The organism is Deltaproteobacteria bacterium, assembly GCA_020848745.1.
Classification (GTDB): Bacteria; Desulfobacterota; Binatia; order UTPRO1; family UTPRO1; genus UTPRO1.
The window spans coordinates 1-19663 of sequence record JADLHM010000076.1; the positions used below are offsets into that span (position 1 = coordinate 1).

Here is a 19663-nt window from a genome sequence, read left to right on the forward strand (position 1 = left end):
CCCCGTTGGCCCCCCGGACGTCACCCTCGCGAAATTCCTCCGCCGGCGACTCTTCCGACCCCCAGCACCCGTCCGCCTTCGCGACGCGGCGTAGCCGCCGTCGCGCGAACCCGGCACTGTCGAGTAATCTAAGAACTCGTGGCGAATGTGGTCCTCCGAGCCGCAGCGGATCCCATGCACGTCGTCTCGGTGAACGTCGGCCTGCCGCGGGAGGTGACGCACCGCGGGGAGACGGTGCAGACCGGAATCTGGAAGCATCCCGTCGCGGGCCGGGTCGCGATCGTCGGCGACAATCTGGTCGGCGATCGCCAGGCGGACCTCCGCGTCCACGGCGGCCGCGACAAAGCGGTGTACGGCTATCCGTGTGAGCACTACGCGTGGTGGCGCGAGCGACTCCCGGACGCGGACCTCGCGTGGGGCGCCTTCGGCGAGAACCTCACCGTCGCGGGGCTGCTCGAGGACCATGTGCGCGTCGGCGAGCGCTTCCGGATCGGGACGGCGGAGATCATGGTGACGCAGCCGCGGACGCCGTGCTTCAAGCTCGGCATCAAGTTCGGCCGGCCCGGGATCGTGAAGGAGTTCCTCCGCTCGGAGCGGAGCGGCTTCTACTTCGCGATCGTCCGTCCCGGCGAGATCGCCGCCGGCGACCCGATCGAGCGCGCGCACGCCGAGCCCGAGAGCATGACGATCACCGAGCTCGTGCGGCTCGGGATGGCCGACGCGATCGACGCGGCGACGCTCTGCCGCGCGATCGCACTGCCGGGCCTTGCCGCGGTGTGGCGCGAGGCGTTCGTGAAGCGCCTCGCCGACTGAGGCGCGACGGCGCGCGCGCCGCGCCGCCCGCCTCGATCCGATACCGGCTCAGGACGCCGCCGCCGGCAGCATCCCGGTCGCGCGCGCCCACTCTTCGATCCGCCGCATGCCTTCGGCGAGGTCGATCGCCGGTTGGTATCCGAGGCGCGCGCGCGCCTTCGCGATCGAGTAGCCGCCGCGCCGCGCGATGTAGCGGACGGCGGCCGGCGTGATGTCGCCGTCGCCGAGGAGCCGGCCGAGGGTCGCGGCGAGCGTCAGCACGAGCGGTGTGGGCGCCGCCGGCACGCTCGCCTTCCCGAGCATGCGCGCGTAGTGGCCGAAGAAGACGCTCGTCGTGACGGTCTCGCCGCCGGTCACCGTGAAGACCTGTCCCGCGGCCTCCGGCGCCGCGGCGGCGCGTACGATGCCGTCGACCAGGTCGTCGACGAAGACCGGCGAGACCTGGCCCTCGCCCATCGCGGGCAGGACGAAGCGTCCGGCGGCGATCGCGCGGAGCGGGCTCACCGTCCAGAAGTGCGATCCCGGGCCGTAGACGTCGCCGGGCCGCACGATCGTGCACGCGACCTCGCCGCCGGCGTGGGCCTGCAGGACCGCCTGCTCGCTCGCGACCTTCGTGTCGACGTAGGGGACGCCGTTCGGGCGCAGGGGGTAGTGCTCGTCGACACCGTCCGGATAGTCGAACCCGAAGGCGACGATCGACGAGAGGTGGACGAGGCGGCGGACGCCGGCCGCGGCGGCGGCGGCGAGCACGTGGCGGGTCGCGAGGCAATTGGCGCGCCAGAACGCGGCCTCGTCGCCGCCCATGCCGACGAGCGCCGCGGTGTGGATCACGAGATCCGCACCCTCGAGCGCGCGCCGCCACTCGCCGGGCGTCGTGAGATCGCCGCCGACGACCGCGAGCGCCGGGTCGTCGCGGAGGTCGACGCCCGTCACGCGCGCGCCCGCCGCGCGGTAGCGTTCGCCGAGGCGCCGTCCGATGAAGCCGAGGGCGCCGGTGATGCAGACGTGACGGGGAGTGCTCGGGTCGGTCATCGCATCGCCTCCATGCGGGTCGCTGGTTAGCAGAAGCGGCGTGTCCCTGTCATAGCCCTCGCGGCAGGTCCTCGAGCCGCCGGCGGGCCGAGCCGGGGCGGAGTGGCCGGCCGTCGAGCGTCCGGTTGGCAGCCCGGAGGGGGTGAGTTATGCACTCCCGTCCTTCGACGGAGGTCCGCATGACGAACCCGGGGTGGCGATCGATCGTGGTGGCGGCGGTGGCGGCGGGAAGTGCCTTCGGCTGCGCGGCGGGGATGAAGAGGATCGAATCGAGCCCGGAGGGCGTGAAGGCGAGCGGAGCGGTCGTCGCGGCGGCGGCGGCGGACGCCATCCCGCCGCACGTCGTGGTGACGCCGAGAGCGATCAAGTGGGTCCCCTTCGTTCCTGGCGGTCCGCACGCGAAGGCCGCCGTGCTCGCGGGCGATCCCGAGAAGCCGGGGCCGTTCGTGCTCCGCATCAAGAGCCCGGCGGGCGCCAAGGCGGCGCCGCACTGGCACCCGGGCGACGCGCACGTCACGGTGATCTCGGGGACGTTCGCGGTCGGGATGGGCGACGTCTTCGACGCGAGGAAGCTGACCGTGCTGCCGGCCGGCTCCTACGTGCTCCTGCCGCGCGAGATGCACCACTTCGCGCAGAGCAAGACGCCGACCATCGTGCAGGTGCACGGCATGGGACCCTTCCAGGTGAACTTCGTGAACCCGGCCGACGATCCGCGGAAGAAGACGGCGGCGCGCTGACGCGGCGGCCGGAAATCGCATGTCCATCGCCGTCGCCGTCCGCAAGGGACGCACGATCGCCGTCGCCGCCGACTCGCAGGAGAACTTCGGCGACCGCAAGGTCGTGGGGACCAACCACCGCGCCACCAAGATCATGACGCTCGGCGGCTCCGAGCTCGCCATGACGGGCTGGGGCGTCTACGACAACGTCTTCCACGACTACCTGGCGTCGCGCCGACCGCCGCGCTTCGCGAGCGAGCGGGAGATCTTCACCTTCTTCGTGCGGCTCTGGAAGGATCTCCGCCGCCGCTACTCGTTCGTCGAGGACCAGGTCGCCGAGGACGATCGCTCCCCGTTCGCCGACCTCGACTCCTCGTTCCTGATCGCCAACAAGCACGGCATCTTCCACGTCTCGGGCGACATGAGCGTGATGGCCTTCCGGGAGTACTACGCGATCGGCTCGGGCGCGTCGTACGCGCTCGGCGTGCTCCATGCGCTCTACGCGAGCGAGCGCGACGCCCGGGCACTGGCGCGTCGCGCCTGCGAGGCGGCGATTGCGTTCGACGTCTACTGCGGCGGCGAGATCGACGTGCGGAGCGTTCCCTCGGTCGGCCGCCGATGAGCATCGTGTGACGGCATGCGCTACGGCGCAGCCGCCAGGGCGACCGCGGTGTCGAGACGGCCGCGCCGTTCGTGCTAACCCCGTCGTCATGACGCGACTCGCGGGATGGGGTGGGGTGCCTGCTGTCGACGCCCGCGAACGCGTCGGCGAGTCGCTCGCCGAGGTGTGCCGTCCGGCGAGTCTGACGCGCGGGCTCGGCCGCTCGTACGGCGACGCGTCCTTGCCGCCGCACGCCGGTGCGATCGTCGCGTCGACGCGCCTCGGCGATCGCGTGCTCGCCTTCGACCGTGCGGCGGGCGTGCTGCGCGCCGAAGCGGGGTTCCGGCTGTCGCAGCTCGAGGAGCTGACGCGACCGGCCGGTTGGGTGAGTCCCGTCGTGCCCGGTACGCGTCACGTGACCCTCGGCGGAATGGTGGCGTCGGACATCCACGGCAAGAACCACCACGTCGCGGGGTGTTTCGGCGCGCACGTGCGTGGTCTTCGGCTCCAGGTCGCCGACGGTCGGGAGCTCGAGACCGGACCCGACCGCGAGCCCGAGCTGTTCGCGGCGACGCTCGGCGGGATGGGGCTCACGGGGCACATCCTCGAGGTCGAGGTCGCGCTCCTCGCGATCGCGCGTCCGTGGCTCGTGATCGAGGTGGAGCCGGCGCCGGATCTCGCGGCGCTCGTCGCGAGGTTGCGTGCCGCGAGCCGTGCGTGGCCGTACACGGTGGCGTGGGCCGACGCGCTGTCGCGGGGCGCGCGCCTCGGGCGCGGCATCGTCATCAAGGGGCGATGGGCGGAGCCCGGCGAGGCCCCCGCGACGTCGCCGATCCACTCGCGCGTCGACTCGCGGCTCGCCGTGCCCTTCAACCTGCCGAGCTGGGTGCTCGCGCCGGCGAGTGTCCGCATCTTCGACGAGCTCTTCTATCGCGCGCACTGCTGGAGCGCCGGCCGGCGCGTCGTGCATCCCGACAGGTTCTTCCATGCGCTCGACAGCATCCGGGACTGGAACCGCCTGTACGGAGCCCGCGGCTTCGTCCAGCACCAGAGCGTGTTGCCGGTCGAAGCGGGCGACGCGCACATCGTCCGCTACTTCGAGACGATCACGCGCCACGCCGGTGCGTCCTTCCTCACGGTCGTGAAGGACTGCGGAGCGGAGGGACGCGGCCTGCTGTCGTTCCCGCGTCCGGGGGTCTCGGTCGCGCTCGATCTCCCGATGCGGGGCGCCGCGACGCAGGCCCTCGTCGACGCGCTGAACCGGCACGTGATCGAGACGGGCGGCCGGATCTATCTCGCCAAGGACGCGCTCACGCGGCGCGAGGACTTCGTCGCCATGGAGCCGCGCCTCGCGGCTTTCGACGCGGTTCGCCGTGCGTGGGATCCGGAGCGGCGTCTGCGCTCGGCGCTCTCGGTGCGCCTGCTCGGAGATCCCGGGTGAAGATCGCGTTCCTCGGGGCGACCCGCGGCATGGGGCGGAGCCTCGCGCGCCTCTGCGCCAAGCGGGGCGACGCGGTGGCCCTCCTCGGGCGCGATCCGGACGCGCTCGCGCGCTCGGCGCGCGATCTCGAGGTGCTCGGCGCCGGCGCGGTCGCGCCGGTGCCCTGCGATCTCGCCGCGCCCACGGGCTTCGGTCCCGCGCTCGACGCGGCGGCGGACGCGCTCGGCGGGCTCGATGCGGTCGTGCTGAGCGCGGCCGACTTCGCGCGGCCCGCCGAGCTCGACGCGGATCCGGCGCGGGCCGTCCGCCTCGCCACCCTGAATTTCACGCACAGCATCGCGTTCCTCGAGGCGGCGCGGGTCCGCCTTCTCGCGCGCGGCGGCGGCACGCTCTGCGTCTTCTCGTCGGTCGCCGGCGACCGGGCGCGGAAGGCGACTGGAATCTACGGCTCGACCAAGGCCGGGTTGTCGCACTACGCCGAGGCGGTGGACCTCCGCGACCGGCCGCGCGGGCTCCGCGTCGTGCTCGTGAAGCCGGGCTTCGTGCGCACCGGCATGACGGCCGACCTGCCGGTGCCGCCGTTCGCGGGGGAGCCGGAGGCGGTCGCGCGCCGGGTGTTGACGGCGATCGACCGGGGCTGGCCCGTCGTCTACGCTCCGCCGATCTGGCGCGTCGTGATGCTGGTGATCCGCGCCCTGCCGCGCTTCGTGATGCGGCGGGTGGAGTTCTGACCGCCGGCGCGGGTCGCGGGGCGGCGCGCGGGCTGGTGCTGGCAGGTCGGAGGAGAATGCGCCACTCTGGCGGCGTGGATGGCAGGCCCGAGCGGGAGTCGCGGAGCGCGAGCCGGCTCGCGGCGACGACCATCCTTCTGGCCGTGGGATTCATCGCGGCGGTCGTTTCGCGGCGGCCCAGCACGCTTTCGAACGCGCAGTTCTGGGCGGAGGACGGCGCGCTCTTCTACGTCCAGGCGCGCGAGCTCGGGTTCCCCGCGGCGCTCGGCGTTCCCTACGCCGGCTATCTGCTCACCATGCCGCGGCTCGTCGCCAGCGTGTCGCCGTTCCTGCCGCTCGCGAAGGTGCCGCTGATGTTCAATCTGGTGGCGCTGCTCATGCACGCGCTGCCGGCGATCTACCTCGCGAGCGCGCGCATGCGATCGCTCGGGCCGCTGTCCGTGCGCGTCCTCCTCGGCGTGCTCTACGTGGGCGTCCCGAACGTCGCCACGGTGCACGGCAACCTCTGCAACGCGCAGTGGCACCTCGCGATCCTCTGCTTCCTGATCGTCGTCGCGGCGCCGCCGGCGTCCCTGTGGGCAGCCGCGTTCGACGTGACCGCTTTGGCGCTCGGCGCGCTGACGGGGCCCTTCGCGCTCTTCCTCCTGCCGATCGCGGTCGCCGTCGCGTGGGTGCGCCGCGATCGCTGGACGATGGCGCGCGCCGGGATCCTGATCGTCGGTGCGGCGGTGCTGCCGCTCACGCTCGCGACGAGCGCGCGGCCGAAGTCGATCGCGGGCCTCGGCGCGAGCGTGGCCGCGTTCTGTCAGCTCTTCGCCTTCCAGGTGGTCGGCCCCACGTTCCGCGGCATCAACACCGGCGTGCACTACCTGCACCCGCCCTGGAAGATGCCGCTCGTGAGCTGCACCGTGACGGGAATCGCGTTCGCGATGCTGGCCTACGTGTTCCGGCGGGGCGGCCTCGAGGTGCGGTGCTTCCTCGTGTTCGCCGCGCTCATGTTGGCGGCGGCGCTCGCCAATCCGGCGGCGAGCGCGGTGGAGCCGCAGTGGGTGGTGTTGCAGCGGCCGGGGTCGCCGCCGCGCTACTGGTTCGTCCCGGAGCTCGCGATCGCCGCCGCGGTCGTGAGCTTGGCCTGCACGGCGTCGACCGTTCCGCTGCGGCTCTGCGCCGCCGCGCTCGTCGGCGTCATGCTCGTGGCCGACCTGACGTACTGGCGGTTGCCGGGCCTCCCCGATCGCGGCTTCGCCCGGTACGTCGCCGCGTTCGAGGCGCTCCCCGTCGGCGCGCAGATGGGGATCGCGATTCCACCGAACTGGACGTTCAAGATCACGAAGACCGCACGCGACTAGGAGCGGACTCCCGCCCGGCATGTCATGAGCGACGATCGCGTGCATGCGGGCGAGCTGCGAGATCCCACCGCGTCGCTTCGTCCGCCGGTCGGGAAGCTGCCGGCGCGCGTCGCCGCGGTCGCGTGCATCGGCGGACTCGGCGCCGCGACGTGGCTCCACGCCGCCGGGCCTCCCGGGCCGGGCGGCGTGCCGTCGTCGATGGCCTTCCTCGCGAGCCTCGCGCTCTGCGTGCTCGCGACGACGGTCACCGTGTCGCTTCGATGGGCCCGCTGGCACTTCCTCGTCCGGCACTACACCGTGCAGCTCGCCACCCGCGACAGCGTCGCCGTGTACCTCGCGACGCTGCCGGCGCTGGTGACGCCGCTCTGCGTCGGCGAGCTCCTGCGCGTTCCGCTGATCCGCAAGCGGTTCCGAACGCCGGCCGCGTATCTTGCGCGGATCTGGCTGGCCGAGCGGGCGCTCGACGTCGGCGTGCTTCTCGGCGCGCTCCTCGCGGTCGCATCGCCCCCCGGCGGCGGCGTCTTCGGGCTGGTGTTCACGGCCGTGGTGCTCGCGTTCGCGCGCCGCGAGCACGGGCGGCGCGGCGCGAGCGCGGCGCCGTGGGTTGCGGCATTCGCGCTCGCGATCACGGCCGCCGCATGGAGCCTTCCGATCGTCGCGTTCGCGCTGACGCTCCGCATGATGGAGGCGCCGATCGAATGCGGCGCGGCCGTCCGCGCGTTCGTCCACGGGACCCTGCTCGGCGGCGCCGGCGGATTTCCGCTCGACGGGCTCCTCGCCGGCGCGGCCATGCCCGCAGCGCTCGCGCGCGCCGGCGTTCCCGCGGATGCCGGCATGCCGGCCCTCGCCGTGTACCGCGCCGGGACGGCCTGGTTCGTCGTGCTCCTCGGCCTTGCGTCGATCGTCGCCTTCCGGCGTCGCCTGATCCGCCTCGCGCGCGGCGAGGCCGGCGCCCATTTCGACGAGATCGCCGCCGAGTACGAGGAAGAGATCCCCGTCCACGTGCGAGCCCGTCTCCTTGGCAAGAAGGTCGACGTCATGGACGACACGCTCGCGTCCCGTGGCGTTGCACGCGGGGCGCACGGGCTCGACCTCGGGTGCGGGCAGGGATGGTACCTCACCGAGATGTGCGCCCGCGGCTACACGGTCGACGGCACCGACTACTCGACCGGCCAGCTCGCGAAGGTGCGCTCCCAGGTGGACGAGGAGACGCGGCGCCGGATCCTCCTCGTCCGCGCCGACGCCCAGGCGCTGCCGTTCGCAGATGCGAGCTACGCGTTCGTCTACGGCATCAACGCGATCCACCACCTGCTCTCGGAGGACGCCCAGCGGCGCGCGCTGCGAGAGATCGTGCGTGTGCTGCGGCCGGGCGGCGTGTTCCTCCTGCACGAGATCAACACGATCAATCCCCTGTTCCGCGGGTACATGGGCTACCTCTTCCCGCTGCTCAAGAAGATCGACGAGGGCCACGAGCGGTGGGTCGTTCCCGACGCGCTTCCCGCCGTCGCGGGAGCGCGCTGGACGAGCGAGGTCCGCTACTTCACGTTCCTTCCGGACTTCGTGCCCGCGCCGCTGCTGCGGGTGCTCGCGACCCTCGAGGGGACACTCGAGCGCTCGCGCTTCCGGAGATTCAGCGCGCACTACCAGGCCTGTCTCGTGAAAGACGGAGCCGCGGGCGCGACGCCACCGCCGCCGGAGCGGCGCGGATCGGAGACGTAGGCCCGCTGCGCTCTCCGCGAGCGCTCGCGGAAGTTGCACGGAATTTTCCGTTGACAGTCGCGCGGCGCGCGCACTAGGCCTGTACGGGCGTGGCAGCGCGTACCCCGGCGGGCTGCATGCCGTGTCGTGCCGTGTCTCTTCCGCCCGGGGCTCGAGCCATGAAAGGGAGCATCGGATGCGCGGTCGGAACGGTCGGAGCCTGAGCCTCGTCGTGTCGGCAGTCGTCGTCGTTCTCGCTGTCGCGGCGCCCGTGCGGGCACACGACGGCGCGAACGACCAGCTCATCCCGGGCGGCGGCAGCGAAGCCACCGACTGCATGGTCCAGTTCTTCGGCGGCGACCTGAACTATCCTCCGGCGCCGAAGGTGGCGAAGGAGTGGCGCTGCTACGACGGCGAGGAGACCTGCGACCAAGGTCCGGCCGGCGACGGCACGTGCGCGTTCGCGGTCGGCGTCTGCCTGAACGGCGGCGGACATCCGGAGTGCACGCCGAGCGACGTGGCGTCGGTCACGGTCAAGAACAAGCCCGTCGGCGATCCCATACAGCAACGACTGGGACCATCCGGTGCAGCTCGGCTTCTCGCCGGCGCTGTGGGTGCCGCAGGGCGACGTCATCCGGTACACGTGCCAGCACGACAACGGTTTCTCGAATCCGGCGCTCGTGAGGCGCAATCAGTTCGGGCAGGCGGCGCCGCTCAAGTTCGGAACCAGCGCCGACGAGGAGATGTGCATCATGCCGGGCCTGTACTTCATCCCCGACGCGCCGGGAGACTGCGCATTGCCCTGACGTATTTTGACGGATCCTTCCTCTCTTTCGTGGGCCGACCTGCGCCGTTCCGGTGCAGGTGAAATCGCCCGGCGCACGGGAGACCGCGAAACGGCGTCCGGGCGCGCACGTATTGCTTGGTGGATCGTGCGCCCTGTGGCATGACGGCACCGCCGTCATCGCCCGCTGCACGAGCTCCAGAATGTCCGCCGCCGCCGTTCGCTCGCCACGTGATAGCCAGAGCTACCTCGAGCTCGCGCTCGAAGCGTCGGGCGCCGCCACGTGGTCGTGGGACGTCGCCAGCAACGTCAGCGAGTGGGACGCGCGGTTTCACGAGCTCTACGGTTTCACCGCCGGCGAGCCGGCGAGCTACGAGGGGTGGCTGGCGCGTATCCACCCGGACGATCGCGACCACGTCCGCGCGCGGGTGGCGGAGCGCCTCGAGCCCGGCGCCGACAGCACGTGGAACGAGGAGTTCCGCGTGTGGCATCCCGAGAAGGGCATCCGGTGGATGGCTGGGTTCGGCACGGTCGAGCGCGACGTGGCCGGCCGCGCGGTCCGTTTCCGGGGAATCAATCTCGACGTCACGGAACGCAAGCGCGCCGAGGAGACCCGGCAGAAGGACCTCGAGCGCTTCGAGGAGGTCGCGCACGTCGGGCACTGGACGTGGCGGCTCGCCGACAACCACGTCGCGTGGTCGCCCGAGGTGCGCCGCATCTTCGGCCTGGAGGCCCATTGCCCGCCCTCGATCGAGGTGCTGGCGGGCGCGATCCATCCCGACGATCGGGCGCGAACGGCGACCTTCGGCCGGGCGCTGCTCGTGGGCACGGTGCCCGACGACGTGGTCGAGTGCCGGATCATCGGCGGCGACGGCGTCACGCGCCACGTGCTCAGCGCGATCAGCAGCTCGCTGCGCGCGAGCGACGGCTCGTTCGCGAAGATCTCGGGGATCCTGCACGACGTGACGGCGTGGAAGATCGCCGAGGCGGAGGTCTTGCGCGTCGCCGCGGAGGAGCGCCAGCGGATCGCCGCGGACATCCACGACGGGGTGCTCCAGGAGCTCGCCGGCATCGCGTATCTCACGGCCTCCGTCCGCGCGGATCTCGAGCGGGATGCCTACACGCTTTCCCTGAGGATGCGGCGGATCGAGCGCCTCATCCTCGCCGCGCTCGACCACGCGCGGCAACTCGCCCGCGTCATGGACCCGATACCCCCCGGCGGGAACGGTCTCGTCGGCGCGCTGCGCACCTTCGCTTCCGACATGGCCGACACCTACGGCATCGCCTGCGTCGTCGAGCAACATCCTGCCGAAGCGTGCGTCGACGATGCGGTCGTCGCGAACCAGCTCTATCGCATCGCCCAGGAGGCCGTCCGGAACGCCGTGCGCCACGGCAAGGCGACCCACGTCGTCGTACGGCTCTCCGACGCGGGCCAGGAGATCTGCTTGAGCGTCCGCGACGACGGCCGCGGCATGCCAGCGTCGCCGACGAATGGCGCCGGCATCGGGCTGCACGTCATGCGCTACCGCGCCGGGTTGATCGGCGGCCTGCTCACCGTCCAGTCGCACCCCGAGGGCGGCGTGGAAATGCGCTGCCGACTCGCGCGGCCGGCGTCCGGCGCCGAGCGTCCTGGCGATCGCGGGTAGGTCAGCTCGGCGGGCGGTCGACCGCGGTGCCCATCACCCAGTCCGTGAGCGGCACCGTCACGTTCATGTTCTTGCGCTGCATGATGCGCGGGTCGTGGTGGATCGCGTGATGGCGCGCGAGACGCTTGATGATCGGGTTGCGGACGACGGGGTGCTCGTGCGGCAGGTGATACGAAAAATGCAGCCACTCGTAGCTCACCGCGTAGGCGATCGCGGTCGCCGCGTAGAGGCACGCGACGTTCGGGAAGCCGAGCCGGGTCAGCGCGAACCACGCGCCGATCTGGCCGACGATGAGGAGGAAGAGGCCGTACGCCGGGATCAGGACGAGGCGGTATTCGCGCAGGTCGCGCATCGCCATGTCGTCGGTCAGGTACAGCATGTGGTGTTTCGGCGTGTGCTGGTCGTAGAGCACCGGCGCGAGCGGGTGGCGGCGGTGCAGCGCGGCTCCGTGGATCCACCACTCGAACGCGTTCGCGAGGAGGTACACCACGGGCACCGTCAGGAGCTCGAGCGGGTGGAGGTCGCGGATCGAGGCCAACGCCGCCACGATCGCCACGATCCCGAACGACGACGGTGCGACGAGGTGCACCCACGGCACGTACCAGCGGGGCGTCTCGGCGAGGAGCTCGGCGCGCAGCGTGTTCCGCCTCTCGGGCGAGAGCGGAGCCTCGATAGGATGCTCGCGGGAGCGGTCGATCGGCCGGGCGGAGGGCGAGCCGACCTCGGAGCGCGCGGCGGTCACGCGACGACCATAGGCGAGCGTCGCGCAGGGCGGCAAGGGGTCGCGGAGCCATGGGGGCTGCGGATCGCCGATGCGGCGGCGGCCGTGGGCGGTCCGTGCCGAGCCTCGGGGAGCGTGCGGCGCGGGGAGTGGGCGACTTGACGATCACTCGCGTGCTCGGGCATGGCGGCGACATGAGCCTTCGCCTCGCCAACGTCGCCGGCCGCGCCTCCCTCCTCCTCGGCGACGTGCTGATCGACGTCGCCCGCGCCGCCGGCGGCCGCTTCTCCGAGGATCCGATGGCGGCGCTCGCCGCGTGGGACGTCTTCACCGAATGGGCGCGCGGCCGCGGCCCCGGCGACGCTACCGGGCCGCGCGCGCCCGCCGACCTCGGTCCGCCCGTACCCCGTCCCTCCAAGGTCTTCGCGATCGGCATGAACTACCGGGCCCACGCGGCCGAGGCGAAGCTCGAAATCCCGAAGTCGCCGGTCGTGTTCACGAAGTTCCCGAATTGCATCGGCGGACCGTTCGCCGACGTGGAGCTCTACTCCGATCGCGTCGACTGGGAGATCGAGCTCGTGGTCGTGATCGGCCGGCGCGGCAGGCGGATCGCCGAGAAGGACGCGCTCGCCCACGTCGCCGGCTACACGGTCGGCCAGGACGTCTCCGATCGCCGCATGCAGTTCGCCGACAAGCCGCCGCAGTTCTCGCTCGGGAAGTCGCTCGACGGCTACGGGCCGACCGGTCCGGCGCTGGTCACGCTCGACGCGTTCCGCGACCCGAACGACCTCGGGCTCACCTGCGACGTCGGCGGCGAGCGCATGCAGGACGGCCGCACCGCCGACATGGTCTTTCCGGTCGCGCCGCTCGTGGCGTACCTCTCGCGCTGGTGCACGCTCGAGCCGGGCGACCTGATCTTCACCGGCACGCCCGCCGGCGTCGGCTCGACGCGCGACCCGCGCCGCTACCTGGCGCCCGGCGAGGAGATCGTGAGCACGATCGAAGGCATCGGCACGATGCGGAATCGCTGCGTCGCGGCGCCGGCGTGACGGCGGTGTCCGTGGCGCCCGCCGGCCTCGTACGGCGGGCGCGGCGTCCGCCCGGGTGGCAGGCGCCCGGGCCGCGTCCCGCGGCGCCCGACTCCGGGCTCGGCCCGCACGCGGGCGAAGACCTCTGCTACCTCGCGGGCGACTGGCGGATCTTCCAGCGGGTCGCCGGCCACCGCTGGTCGCTCGACGACCTCGTGACGGCCTGGGTCGCGGCGATGGTCACGGCCGAGCGTCCACCGCGCCGCTTCGTCGACCTCGGCTGCGGCATCGGCACGGTGCTGATGCTGGTGGCGTGGCGTTTTCCCGAGGCGTCCGGACTCGGCGTCGAGGCGCAGCCGATGAGCGTCGACCTCGCACGGCGGTCGCTCGCGTGGAACGGCGCGACCGACCGCTGCGCGGTCAGGCTCGGCGACTTCCGGGAGATCGTCACCGAGCTCGCGGCCGCGCCGGCGGACCTCGTGACCGGCACGCCGCCGTACCTCACACCGGGCCGCGCGATCGCGCCCCGCCGCGTGCAATGCGGTCCGTGCCACTTCGAGGAGCGGGGAGGGATCGAGGCGTATGGCGGCGCGGCGGCGGCGCTGCTCGCGCCGGGCGGCCGCTTCGTCGTGTGCGGGGCGGCGTTCCAGCACGCGCGGGCGCTCGCCGCGCTCGCCGCCGCCGGCCTCGCGGTACAGCACGCCGTGCGGGTGATCCCGCGGGCGGGCAAGGCGCCGCTCTTCCGCGTCTACGTGGCGCGGCGGGCGGGCGAGGCGGAGGCGACGACCACGGCGGTGCCGGCGGAGCTGGTCGTGCGCGATACGACGGGACGATGGACGGACGCCTTCGCCGGCGTCCGAACCGCGATGGGCATGCCGGTGCGCGACCCACGAACGGAGGATCGAGCATGAAACGACCCGGAACCATGATCGCGCTCGTAGCCCTGCTCGCGGCGCTCGCGGGCTCATCCGCGGCGTCGGCGGCGCCACTCGCGGTCGGCGCGACGCTTCCCGAGATCGCGCTCGCCGACCAGCACGACGTGGCGGTCCGGGTTGGCCCTGAGACGCGGCTCCTCCTCTTCACCCGCGACATGGACGCGTCGAAGCTCACGAAGGAGGTGCTGGCCGATCACGGAGTGGTGCGGCGCGTCGAGTACGTGACCTCGGCGGAGGGTCTGCGCGCCGTTCTCGCGGAGGCGGCGCGCTCCGGTTGAATGACGGCGGCGCGTGTGCGAGCCGTGCCGTTCATGGAACGACTCGATGCCGCGGGACCGAACGCCGAGCAGATCACGTACTGGAACGAGCAGGGCGGGTCGCGGTGGGTGCGCCTGCAGGAGGGGCTCGACGCCCAGCTCGCGTCGTTCGGCCGCGTCGTGATGGACCGGCTCGTGATCGGCGCGGGCGAGCGCGTGCTCGACGTCGGCTGCGGCTGCGGCGAGACCACGCTCGAGCTCGGCCGCCGCGTCGGGCCGCGCGGGAGCGTCGTCGGCGTCGACATCTCGACCATCATGCTCGAGCGCGCGCGCCAGCGCGCGGCGGGCGCCGCGAACGTCGAGTTCCTCGTCGCCGACGCCCAGACGCACCCCTTCGCCGCCGCCAGCGTCGACGTCGTCTTCTCGCGCTTCGGGGTGATGTTCTTCCAGGACCCGCATGCGGCCTTCGCCAATCTCCACCGTGCGCTCGTGCCCGGAGGTCGTCTCGGCTTCCACTGCTGGAAGACGTTTCGGGAGAACGACTTCATGACGGTGCCGTTCGGCGCCGCGCTGCGGCACGTGCCGCCGCCGCCCCCGCCGCCGTCGCCGCACGCGCCGGGGCCGTTCGCGTTCGCCGATCCCGACCGCGTGCGCGGCATCCTCGGCGACGCGGGCTTCGCCGAGGTCGGGTTCGAGTCGCGCCACGACGCGATGGTGCTCGGCGCCGCGGTCGAGGAGGCCGCCGACTTCGCGCTCCAGTTGGGGCCGGCGTCGATCGCGCTCCGCGAGGCGCCGCCGGAGACGGTCGCCAAGGTGCGCGCGAGCGTGCGCGAGGTGCTCGCCGCGCACACCACGCCGGAGGGGGTGCGCCTCGGCACGTCGTCGTGGATCGTGACGGCGCGGAAGCTCTGAGCGGGGAGATCCATGGACCGCATCGATACCAGAGTCACGCGCCTGCTCGGCGTCCGCTACCCCATCGTGCAGGCGCCGATGGGATGGATCGCCCGCGCCCGGCTCGCGTCGGCCGTCTCCAACGCCGGCGGGCTCGGCATCATCGAGACCTCGTCGGGCGAGCTCGACGAGGTGCGCGACGAGATCCGCAAGATGCGCGACCTCACCGACCAGCCGTTCGGGGTGAACATCGCGCAGCTCTTCGTGCGCGATCCGTCGATCGTCGACTTCGTGGTCGCGCAGGGCGTCCGCTTCGTCACGACCTCGGCGGGCGACCCGCGCCAGTACACCACGCAGCTGAAGGCGGCCGGGCTCACGGTCTTCCACGTCGTGCCTTCGCTCGCCGCCGCCTCCAAGGCGGTCGCGGCGGGCGTCGACGGGCTCGTCGTCGAAGGCGGGGAGGGCGGCGGCTTCAAGAACCCGCTCGACGTCGCGACCATGGTGCTCCTGCCGCTCGTCTGCTCGAAAGTCGACGTGCCGGTGATCGCGGCCGGCGGCATCTGCGACGGCCCGAGCATGGCGGCGGCTTTCGCGCTCGGCGCCGAAGGCGTGCAGATGGGATCGCGCATGGTGTCGGCCGCGGAGTCGCCGGTCCACGAGAACTGGAAGCGGGCGATCGTCGCGGCCGCGGAAACCGATACGGTTTTCCTGAACCGCTTCAGCCGGCCGGGGCTCCGCGCGCTCCGGACGCAGAAGACGACGGCCCTCGAGCGCGAGGCGCACGTCGGCTTCGACGTCTTCGCGCGCGTGCGGGATCTCTACTTCGGCGGCGACATGGAAGCCTCGATCGCGCTCGCCGGGCAGGTGGTGGGACGGATCGAGGAGGTGAAGCCGGTCGCCGACATCATCGCGGAGACGGTGGCGGGATTCCGAGCGACCGCGGCGCGTCTGGCGGGGTTCGCCGCGCCACATGGTCGAACGAGCCCTTCCTGACGTTCACGAAGAAGAGCTCGGGGAGGCTCCAGAGCACGCCGCGGAGGCCCGCTCGGAGCCCGGCGCCGCGGTCGAGCGGCGCCTGCGCCAGACCGAGCGCGGTCGCGCCGACGCCGACCACGAGGTTCGCGGCGCCGAGCAGCGGGCGGAGCGCGACGACATCGTCGGTGAAGAAGAGGAACGTCGAGTCGTCGCGGCTCGGCCGGTAGACCGTCGAGGTGAGCACGTTCGACTCGCGCAGGCGCACCGCGATCGGGTTGCCCGCGCGCGCCAGCGCCTCGACCCGGGCTCGGCGGTACGACGGGGTCACGTCGCGCGCCGCGACCCGCCAGCCGCGTTCGACGGCGCGCGCCGCCAGGTGCGGCACGATCCGGCTCGCGGGACTCGTAATGCGCGCTCCGAGCGCGGGGCCGACCTCGGGGCCGAGGACGGCGTCGATGGTGGCGAAGGTCTCCGTGACGCAGTTCCGTCGCACGAGGTCGTAGCCGTACGCGTTATCGAGGGCGCGCGCATAGGTGCGCCGGGCGTTCTCGGCCGCGCGCGCCGCGGCGTCGAGGCGGGCGAGCGAAGCGCGCGGCACCGCGAGGTCGCGTACGGGCGCCGTTCGCGTCGGCACGAGGAGGTCGCCGGCGAGGCGGACGTCGCGCTCCTCGGCGAGTCCCCGCGTCAGCTCGGCGCAGCGGTTGGCGGCGTCCTCGAGAGCGGCGTAGGCGCGCTCCGCGGGCGCCGCGGTCGCGGTGAAGCGGCCGAGGCTCGCGCGCGCATCGGCGCAGGCGTCGTCGCGGAGCCCGCGCGCCGCGTCCGCCGTGCGGCGTACGACGTCACGGGGGATGCGCCGCGCGTCCGCCGGAAAGCCGTCGAGCACGACCAGGCGATCTGTCGCGAGCGATCGCTCCACTGCCGCGAGCCGCGCCATGCCGACGAGGAGCGGGAAGCCGAAGTCCGGGCGCGCCGACGCGGCGAGCCGGACGAGCGCGGCGCGGAGCGCCGCGGCGTAGCGCACGAGGGCGGAGCGCTCGTCCGTGGTGAGCGGGGGCTCGTCGAGTGTCATGAGCGCCGCCGGGTCGAGTTCCGGGGCGCGCTCGAGGGTGGCGAGCGCGACGAGGCCGCTCACGGCCGCCGTGTAGCGGTCGGCGAAGCTCTCCGCGACGGTCGGATACGTGTCGGGCGTCGGCGGCGCGGGCGTCGCGACGTCGTCCGGCACGAGCGCGGCGACGTAGGCGCGGAGCGCCGCCGTCCGCCGCGCGAGGAAGTCGGGGCCGTGCGCGGCCGCGACGGCGGCGCGGAGCCCCGCGAGCGCCGCCGACGGCGCGCCGTCCGGCGCGGTCGCGAAGTAGCCGGCGGCTTCGATCGGCAGGCCGTCGTCACTGGAGGATGTGGGCGTCGCATCCGACGCGGAGTCGCGCGCCCGCGCCGCGAGGAGTGCGAGGAGCCGCGCCCCGCGCGTGAGCTGCTGCTCGATGGCGAGCTGTCGTTCCTGGATGAGCCAGCGACGGTTGAACCCTGCGCGCAAACGCTCGTACGTCTGCGCCCCGACGGCGATCCGCGAGCGCTCGATCGGGCGGTTGCCGAGCACGGCGTAGAGCCACCGCAGGTGCGCGCTGGTGTCGCGCTCGAGCACGAGCCGCGCGTCGGGAGCGCGCTGGTAGGCGTAGGTGCGATCGTCGAACCCGAGCGCGACGTGCCCGCCGCTCGACCCGCCCTCGTTCGCTTGCATGTAGAGGTAGTCGAGGAGGCGTGTGTCGTCGCCGAGGCACGGGCCGGGGTGGAGCAGGCGGAGCGCGAGGGTCAGCGCGACGGGCACCGCCGCGACGCGCCGGTACGTGGGGATGCGCCGGCGTCGGCGCTCGCCGCTTCGGATCAGGATCCGTAGCCGCGGCGGAGGAGGGCCACCTTCGCCGGCTCGCCGCGCGCCACGGTCGACTCGTAGCGGGCGAGGTCGGCGACCCGCGCGCGCTTCAGTCCGGCGCCGATCGCGGTGAAGGTCGCGTCGTCGGCCTCCCAATCGGTGATGCCGTGACGGCGCGCCACCGTCGTGAGGCCGTTCTCGAAGCCGGCGACGTCGCCTGTCCCCGCGGCCCAGGCCGCGGTGAAGTCGCGCACGTCGTTTCGGTAGGCTTCCTTCTTGTCCTCGTCGCCCGAGCTGCTGCCCGAGGAGCTCTTCGACGACTTCCAGCTGCTCTCCGAGCTGTAGGAGAACGAGCATCCGAGCGGAAGCAGCGCCAGCAGGACGACGATCGCGAGGTTCTTCATGTGCTCTCCTACTCCTTCAGGTTCCAGTCGGCGCAGCGGGCGGCGAGCTTGTCGATCTTCGCGCCGAGTCCCGCCAGGGGGAAAGTGAGCGGCACCGGCTTGCCGTTCACGCCGTGGATCTCGATCGTCACCTGCGCCGTCGGCGACGCGGCCTCCTCGCGCAGCAAGCGGCGCGCGAATCGCGTCGACTCGGGCGACTCGAAGATGCGGTGCTCGGTCGGACTGACCTTCACCGACCAGCGATCGCGCGCCGCGGCGTCGCCGAAGCGCACCCGCACGTCGCCGCTCATGCCGAGGCCGGCCCGGCTCCCCGGGGCCTCGATGACCGCGACGCCGCGCCAGCGCGCGCCGGTGTCGCCGTCGCAGCCGATCACGAGGCGCACGTCGGAGAACCGCGTCGACGGGACCCCGATGGCGACCGCCTTGTCGCCGAGCGGGGTCTCGATCTCCCGCATGTCCCACGCCGCCGCCCACGTGGAGTCGGCGGCCGCCAGGCCGAAGGCCAGCGCGGCCGCCACGATCGCGCCGCGCCGCTCGAGAGGTGTCATGGCGCCCGTCGGTAGCACGGCGCGCGCGAGGAGTGAAACCGCGCCGTGGCGGGCGCCGCGAAACGTGGTAGCTCACGAGCGAATGGCCGAGGCGGCGCGCACACGCGGCGACATCAAGCTCGAGCGGTCGGGGGACGGTGCGCTCGTCGTTCGCCTGACCGGCGCGTGGACGCTCGATACCGGCGTGCCGCCCGCGGCCGACGTCGAGCGCGCGCTCGCGACGGGCCCGCGGCCCACGCGCCTCGCCTTCGATCTCGCCGGGCTCGGTCCGTGGGACAGCGGCCTCATCAGCTTCGTCATCCGGACCGGCGAGCTCGCCGCCGACCGCCGGGTTCCGCTCGACGAGGCGACGCTCCCCGACGGCCTCCGGCGTCTCCTCGCGCTCGCGCGCCGGGTGCCGGGCGCGCAGCCCCGCCACGTCGAGCGGCCGTCGTCGTGGCTCGCGCGCGTCGGGCTCGCCGCGCTCGACGCCTGGGACGAGGCCCGCGCGATGCTCGGGTTCCTCGGCGAGGCGACCCTCGCACTCGGGCGCTTCGTGCGCGGGCAGGCCCGCTTCCGGGCCCGCGACTTCTGGCTCCTCGTGCAGCAGGCCGGAGCCGACGCGCTCCCGATCGTGACCCTCATCAGCTTCCTGGTGGGCACCATCTTCGCGTTCGTCGGCGCCGTGCAGCTCGAGCGCTTCGGGGCGACCATTTACGTCGCCGACCTCGTTGGCATCGCCATCGTGCGCGAGATGGGCGCGGTCATGACGGCGATCGTCATGGCCGGCCGCACGGGCGCGGCGTACGCGGCGCAGCTCGGTACGATGAAGGTGACGCAGGAGCTCGACGCGCTCACCACCATGGGGTTCTCGACGCTCGACTTCCTCGTGCTGCCGCGCATGCTGGCGCTCTGTCTGATGATGCCGCTCCTCTGCCTCTACGCCGACGCGCTCGGCGTGCTCGGCGGCTCGCTCATCGGGATCGGCATGCTGCACTTGCCGGCGGTCACGTACTTCAACCAGACCTTCAACGCGGTGACGATCTCGAACCTCGCCGGCGGCGTGCTGAAGGCCTCGGTCTACGGCGTCCTGGTCGCGATCGCGGGCTGTCTGCGCGGCCTCCAGTCGGGAAGCAGCTCGTCGGCGGTCGGCGACGCGGCGACGTCGGCGGTCGTGACCGGCATCGTCGCGATCATCGTCGCGTGCGGCATCTTCGCCGTCGTGTTCTACATCCTCGGGATCTGAG

Annotated in this window: 20 protein-coding genes; 15 read left to right on the forward strand and 5 right to left on the reverse strand. The window is 72.8% G+C overall.

Annotated features, from left to right (window positions below):
* The first annotated feature begins 174 nt into the window (after window positions 1-174).
* Window positions 175-813 (forward strand): MOSC domain-containing protein, encoded by a 639-nt coding sequence (locus IT293_11510; protein MCC6765277.1) that lies wholly within the window; start codon window positions 175-177, stop codon window positions 811-813.
* A 48-nt stretch (window positions 814-861) separates the two neighbouring features.
* Here the strand turns inward: IT293_11510 and IT293_11515 are convergent, their stop codons facing one another.
* Entirely contained in the window at window positions 862-1845 is a 984-nt protein-coding gene (locus IT293_11515; protein ID MCC6765278.1) for an NAD(P)-dependent oxidoreductase, read from the reverse strand.
* A 254-nt stretch (window positions 1846-2099) separates the two neighbouring features.
* On the opposite strand from IT293_11515, the gene IT293_11520 reads away from it, so the two are divergent.
* The 8 genes from IT293_11520 (at window position 2100) to IT293_11555 (ending at window position 10811) form a co-directional block, all read left to right on the forward strand.
* Window positions 2100-2582, forward strand: coding sequence for a cupin domain-containing protein (locus IT293_11520; GenBank protein MCC6765279.1), 483 nt, complete (start codon window positions 2100-2102; stop codon window positions 2580-2582).
* Window positions 2583-2601: 19 nt separating this feature from the next.
* On the forward strand, window positions 2602-3183 hold the full coding sequence (locus IT293_11525) for a hypothetical protein (GenBank protein ID MCC6765280.1): 582 nt from the start codon (window positions 2602-2604) through the stop codon (window positions 3181-3183).
* Window positions 3184-3271: 88 nt separating this feature from the next.
* The gene (locus IT293_11530; GenBank protein ID MCC6765281.1) at window positions 3272-4603 is read left to right on the forward strand and encodes an FAD-binding oxidoreductase; all 1332 of its coding nucleotides are present in this window, start codon (window positions 3272-3274) and stop codon (window positions 4601-4603) included.
* The gene (locus IT293_11535; GenBank protein MCC6765282.1) at window positions 4600-5334 is read left to right on the forward strand and encodes an SDR family NAD(P)-dependent oxidoreductase; all 735 of its coding nucleotides are present in this window, start codon (window positions 4600-4602) and stop codon (window positions 5332-5334) included. The genes IT293_11530 and IT293_11535 overlap by 4 nt, the downstream gene beginning before the upstream one ends.
* 56 nt (window positions 5335-5390) lie before the next feature.
* Window positions 5391-6683: a hypothetical protein gene (locus IT293_11540; GenBank protein MCC6765283.1), complete on the forward strand. Its 1293-nt coding sequence runs from the start codon at window positions 5391-5393 to the stop codon at window positions 6681-6683.
* Window positions 6684-6707: 24 nt separating this feature from the next.
* Window positions 6708-8402: a methyltransferase domain-containing protein gene (locus IT293_11545; protein ID MCC6765284.1), complete on the forward strand. Its 1695-nt coding sequence runs from the start codon at window positions 6708-6710 to the stop codon at window positions 8400-8402.
* Between the two features lie 563 nt (window positions 8403-8965).
* Complete coding sequence (locus IT293_11550) at window positions 8966-9187, forward strand: hypothetical protein (protein ID MCC6765285.1); 222 nt, start codon at window positions 8966-8968, stop codon at window positions 9185-9187.
* A gap of 181 nt (window positions 9188-9368) precedes the next feature.
* The gene (locus IT293_11555) at window positions 9369-10811 is read left to right on the forward strand and encodes a PAS domain-containing protein (protein MCC6765286.1); all 1443 of its coding nucleotides are present in this window, start codon (window positions 9369-9371) and stop codon (window positions 10809-10811) included.
* A gap of 1 nt (window position 10812) precedes the next feature.
* Here IT293_11555 and IT293_11560 read toward each other — a convergent pair whose 3' ends face one another.
* Window positions 10813-11484 (reverse strand): fatty acid hydroxylase, encoded by a 672-nt coding sequence (locus IT293_11560; protein MCC6765287.1) that lies wholly within the window; start codon window positions 11482-11484, stop codon window positions 10813-10815.
* 242 nt (window positions 11485-11726) lie between these two features.
* Between IT293_11560 and IT293_11565 the strand changes: the two genes are divergently transcribed.
* Genes IT293_11565 through IT293_11585 form a run of 5 tightly spaced genes read left to right on the forward strand, consistent with a single transcriptional unit; the run spans window position 11727 to window position 15636 of the window.
* Entirely contained in the window at window positions 11727-12581 is an 855-nt protein-coding gene (locus tag IT293_11565; protein ID MCC6765288.1) for a fumarylacetoacetate hydrolase family protein, read from the forward strand.
* Entirely contained in the window at window positions 12560-13471 is a 912-nt protein-coding gene (locus IT293_11570; protein MCC6765289.1) for a methyltransferase, read from the forward strand. Before IT293_11565 ends, IT293_11570 begins: the two co-directional genes overlap by 22 nt.
* Complete coding sequence (locus IT293_11575; protein ID MCC6765290.1) at window positions 13468-13773, forward strand: hypothetical protein; 306 nt, start codon at window positions 13468-13470, stop codon at window positions 13771-13773. Before IT293_11570 ends, IT293_11575 begins: the two co-directional genes overlap by 4 nt.
* Before the next feature lie 33 nt (window positions 13774-13806).
* Window positions 13807-14664, forward strand: a complete 858-nt coding sequence (locus tag IT293_11580; protein ID MCC6765291.1) for a methyltransferase domain-containing protein — start codon at window positions 13807-13809, stop codon at window positions 14662-14664.
* A gap of 12 nt (window positions 14665-14676) precedes the next feature.
* Window positions 14677-15636: a nitronate monooxygenase gene (locus tag IT293_11585; protein MCC6765292.1), complete on the forward strand. Its 960-nt coding sequence runs from the start codon at window positions 14677-14679 to the stop codon at window positions 15634-15636.
* Here IT293_11585 and IT293_11590 read toward each other — a convergent pair.
* The 3 genes from IT293_11590 to IT293_11600 are packed head-to-tail and all read right to left on the reverse strand — an operon-like array spanning window position 15548 to window position 18437.
* Complete coding sequence (locus IT293_11590; GenBank protein MCC6765293.1) at window positions 15548-17440, reverse strand: hypothetical protein; 1893 nt, start codon at window positions 17438-17440, stop codon at window positions 15548-15550. The two genes, IT293_11585 and IT293_11590, sit on opposite strands and share 89 nt — an antisense overlap.
* Before the next feature lie 56 nt (window positions 17441-17496).
* Window positions 17497-17889, reverse strand: coding sequence for a putative lipoprotein (locus IT293_11595; protein ID MCC6765294.1), 393 nt, complete (start codon window positions 17887-17889; stop codon window positions 17497-17499).
* An 8-nt stretch (window positions 17890-17897) separates the two neighbouring features.
* Complete coding sequence (locus tag IT293_11600) at window positions 17898-18437, reverse strand: hypothetical protein (GenBank protein ID MCC6765295.1); 540 nt, start codon at window positions 18435-18437, stop codon at window positions 17898-17900.
* A gap of 82 nt (window positions 18438-18519) precedes the next feature.
* Between IT293_11600 and IT293_11605 the strand changes: the two genes are divergently transcribed.
* Complete coding sequence (locus tag IT293_11605) at window positions 18520-19662, forward strand: ABC transporter permease (protein ID MCC6765296.1); 1143 nt, start codon at window positions 18520-18522, stop codon at window positions 19660-19662.
* The last annotated feature ends 1 nt before the right edge of the window (window position 19663 follow it).

What these genes read in the sequence shown, in the direction of transcription:
- IT293_11575 (MCC6765290.1), top strand. Translation starts at nt 13,468, where the DNA reads ATGAAACGACCCGGAACCATGATCGCGCTCGTAGCCCTGCTCGCGGCG.
- IT293_11510 (MCC6765277.1), top strand. Translation starts at nt 175, where the DNA reads ATGCACGTCGTCTCGGTGAACGTCGGCCTGCCGCGGGAGGTGACGCAC.
- IT293_11525 (MCC6765280.1), top strand. Translation starts at nt 2,602, where the DNA reads ATGTCCATCGCCGTCGCCGTCCGCAAGGGACGCACGATCGCCGTCGCC.
- IT293_11600 (MCC6765295.1), bottom strand. Translation starts at nt 18,437, where the DNA reads ATGACACCTCTCGAGCGGCGCGGCGCGATCGTGGCGGCCGCGCTGGCC.
- IT293_11580 (MCC6765291.1), top strand. Translation starts at nt 13,807, where the DNA reads ATGGAACGACTCGATGCCGCGGGACCGAACGCCGAGCAGATCACGTAC.
- IT293_11595 (MCC6765294.1), bottom strand. Translation starts at nt 17,889, where the DNA reads ATGAAGAACCTCGCGATCGTCGTCCTGCTGGCGCTGCTTCCGCTCGGA.
- IT293_11565 (MCC6765288.1), top strand. Translation starts at nt 11,727, where the DNA reads ATGAGCCTTCGCCTCGCCAACGTCGCCGGCCGCGCCTCCCTCCTCCTC.
- IT293_11530 (MCC6765281.1), top strand. Translation starts at nt 3,272, where the DNA reads ATGACGCGACTCGCGGGATGGGGTGGGGTGCCTGCTGTCGACGCCCGC.
- IT293_11555 (MCC6765286.1), top strand. Translation starts at nt 9,369, where the DNA reads ATGTCCGCCGCCGCCGTTCGCTCGCCACGTGATAGCCAGAGCTACCTC.
- IT293_11585 (MCC6765292.1), top strand. Translation starts at nt 14,677, where the DNA reads ATGGACCGCATCGATACCAGAGTCACGCGCCTGCTCGGCGTCCGCTAC.
- IT293_11540 (MCC6765283.1), top strand. Translation starts at nt 5,391, where the DNA reads ATGCGCCACTCTGGCGGCGTGGATGGCAGGCCCGAGCGGGAGTCGCGG.
- IT293_11545 (MCC6765284.1), top strand. Translation starts at nt 6,708, where the DNA reads ATGAGCGACGATCGCGTGCATGCGGGCGAGCTGCGAGATCCCACCGCG.
- IT293_11515 (MCC6765278.1), bottom strand. Translation starts at nt 1,845, where the DNA reads ATGACCGACCCGAGCACTCCCCGTCACGTCTGCATCACCGGCGCCCTC.
- IT293_11605 (MCC6765296.1), top strand. Translation starts at nt 18,520, where the DNA reads ATGGCCGAGGCGGCGCGCACACGCGGCGACATCAAGCTCGAGCGGTCG.
- IT293_11520 (MCC6765279.1), top strand. Translation starts at nt 2,100, where the DNA reads ATGAAGAGGATCGAATCGAGCCCGGAGGGCGTGAAGGCGAGCGGAGCG.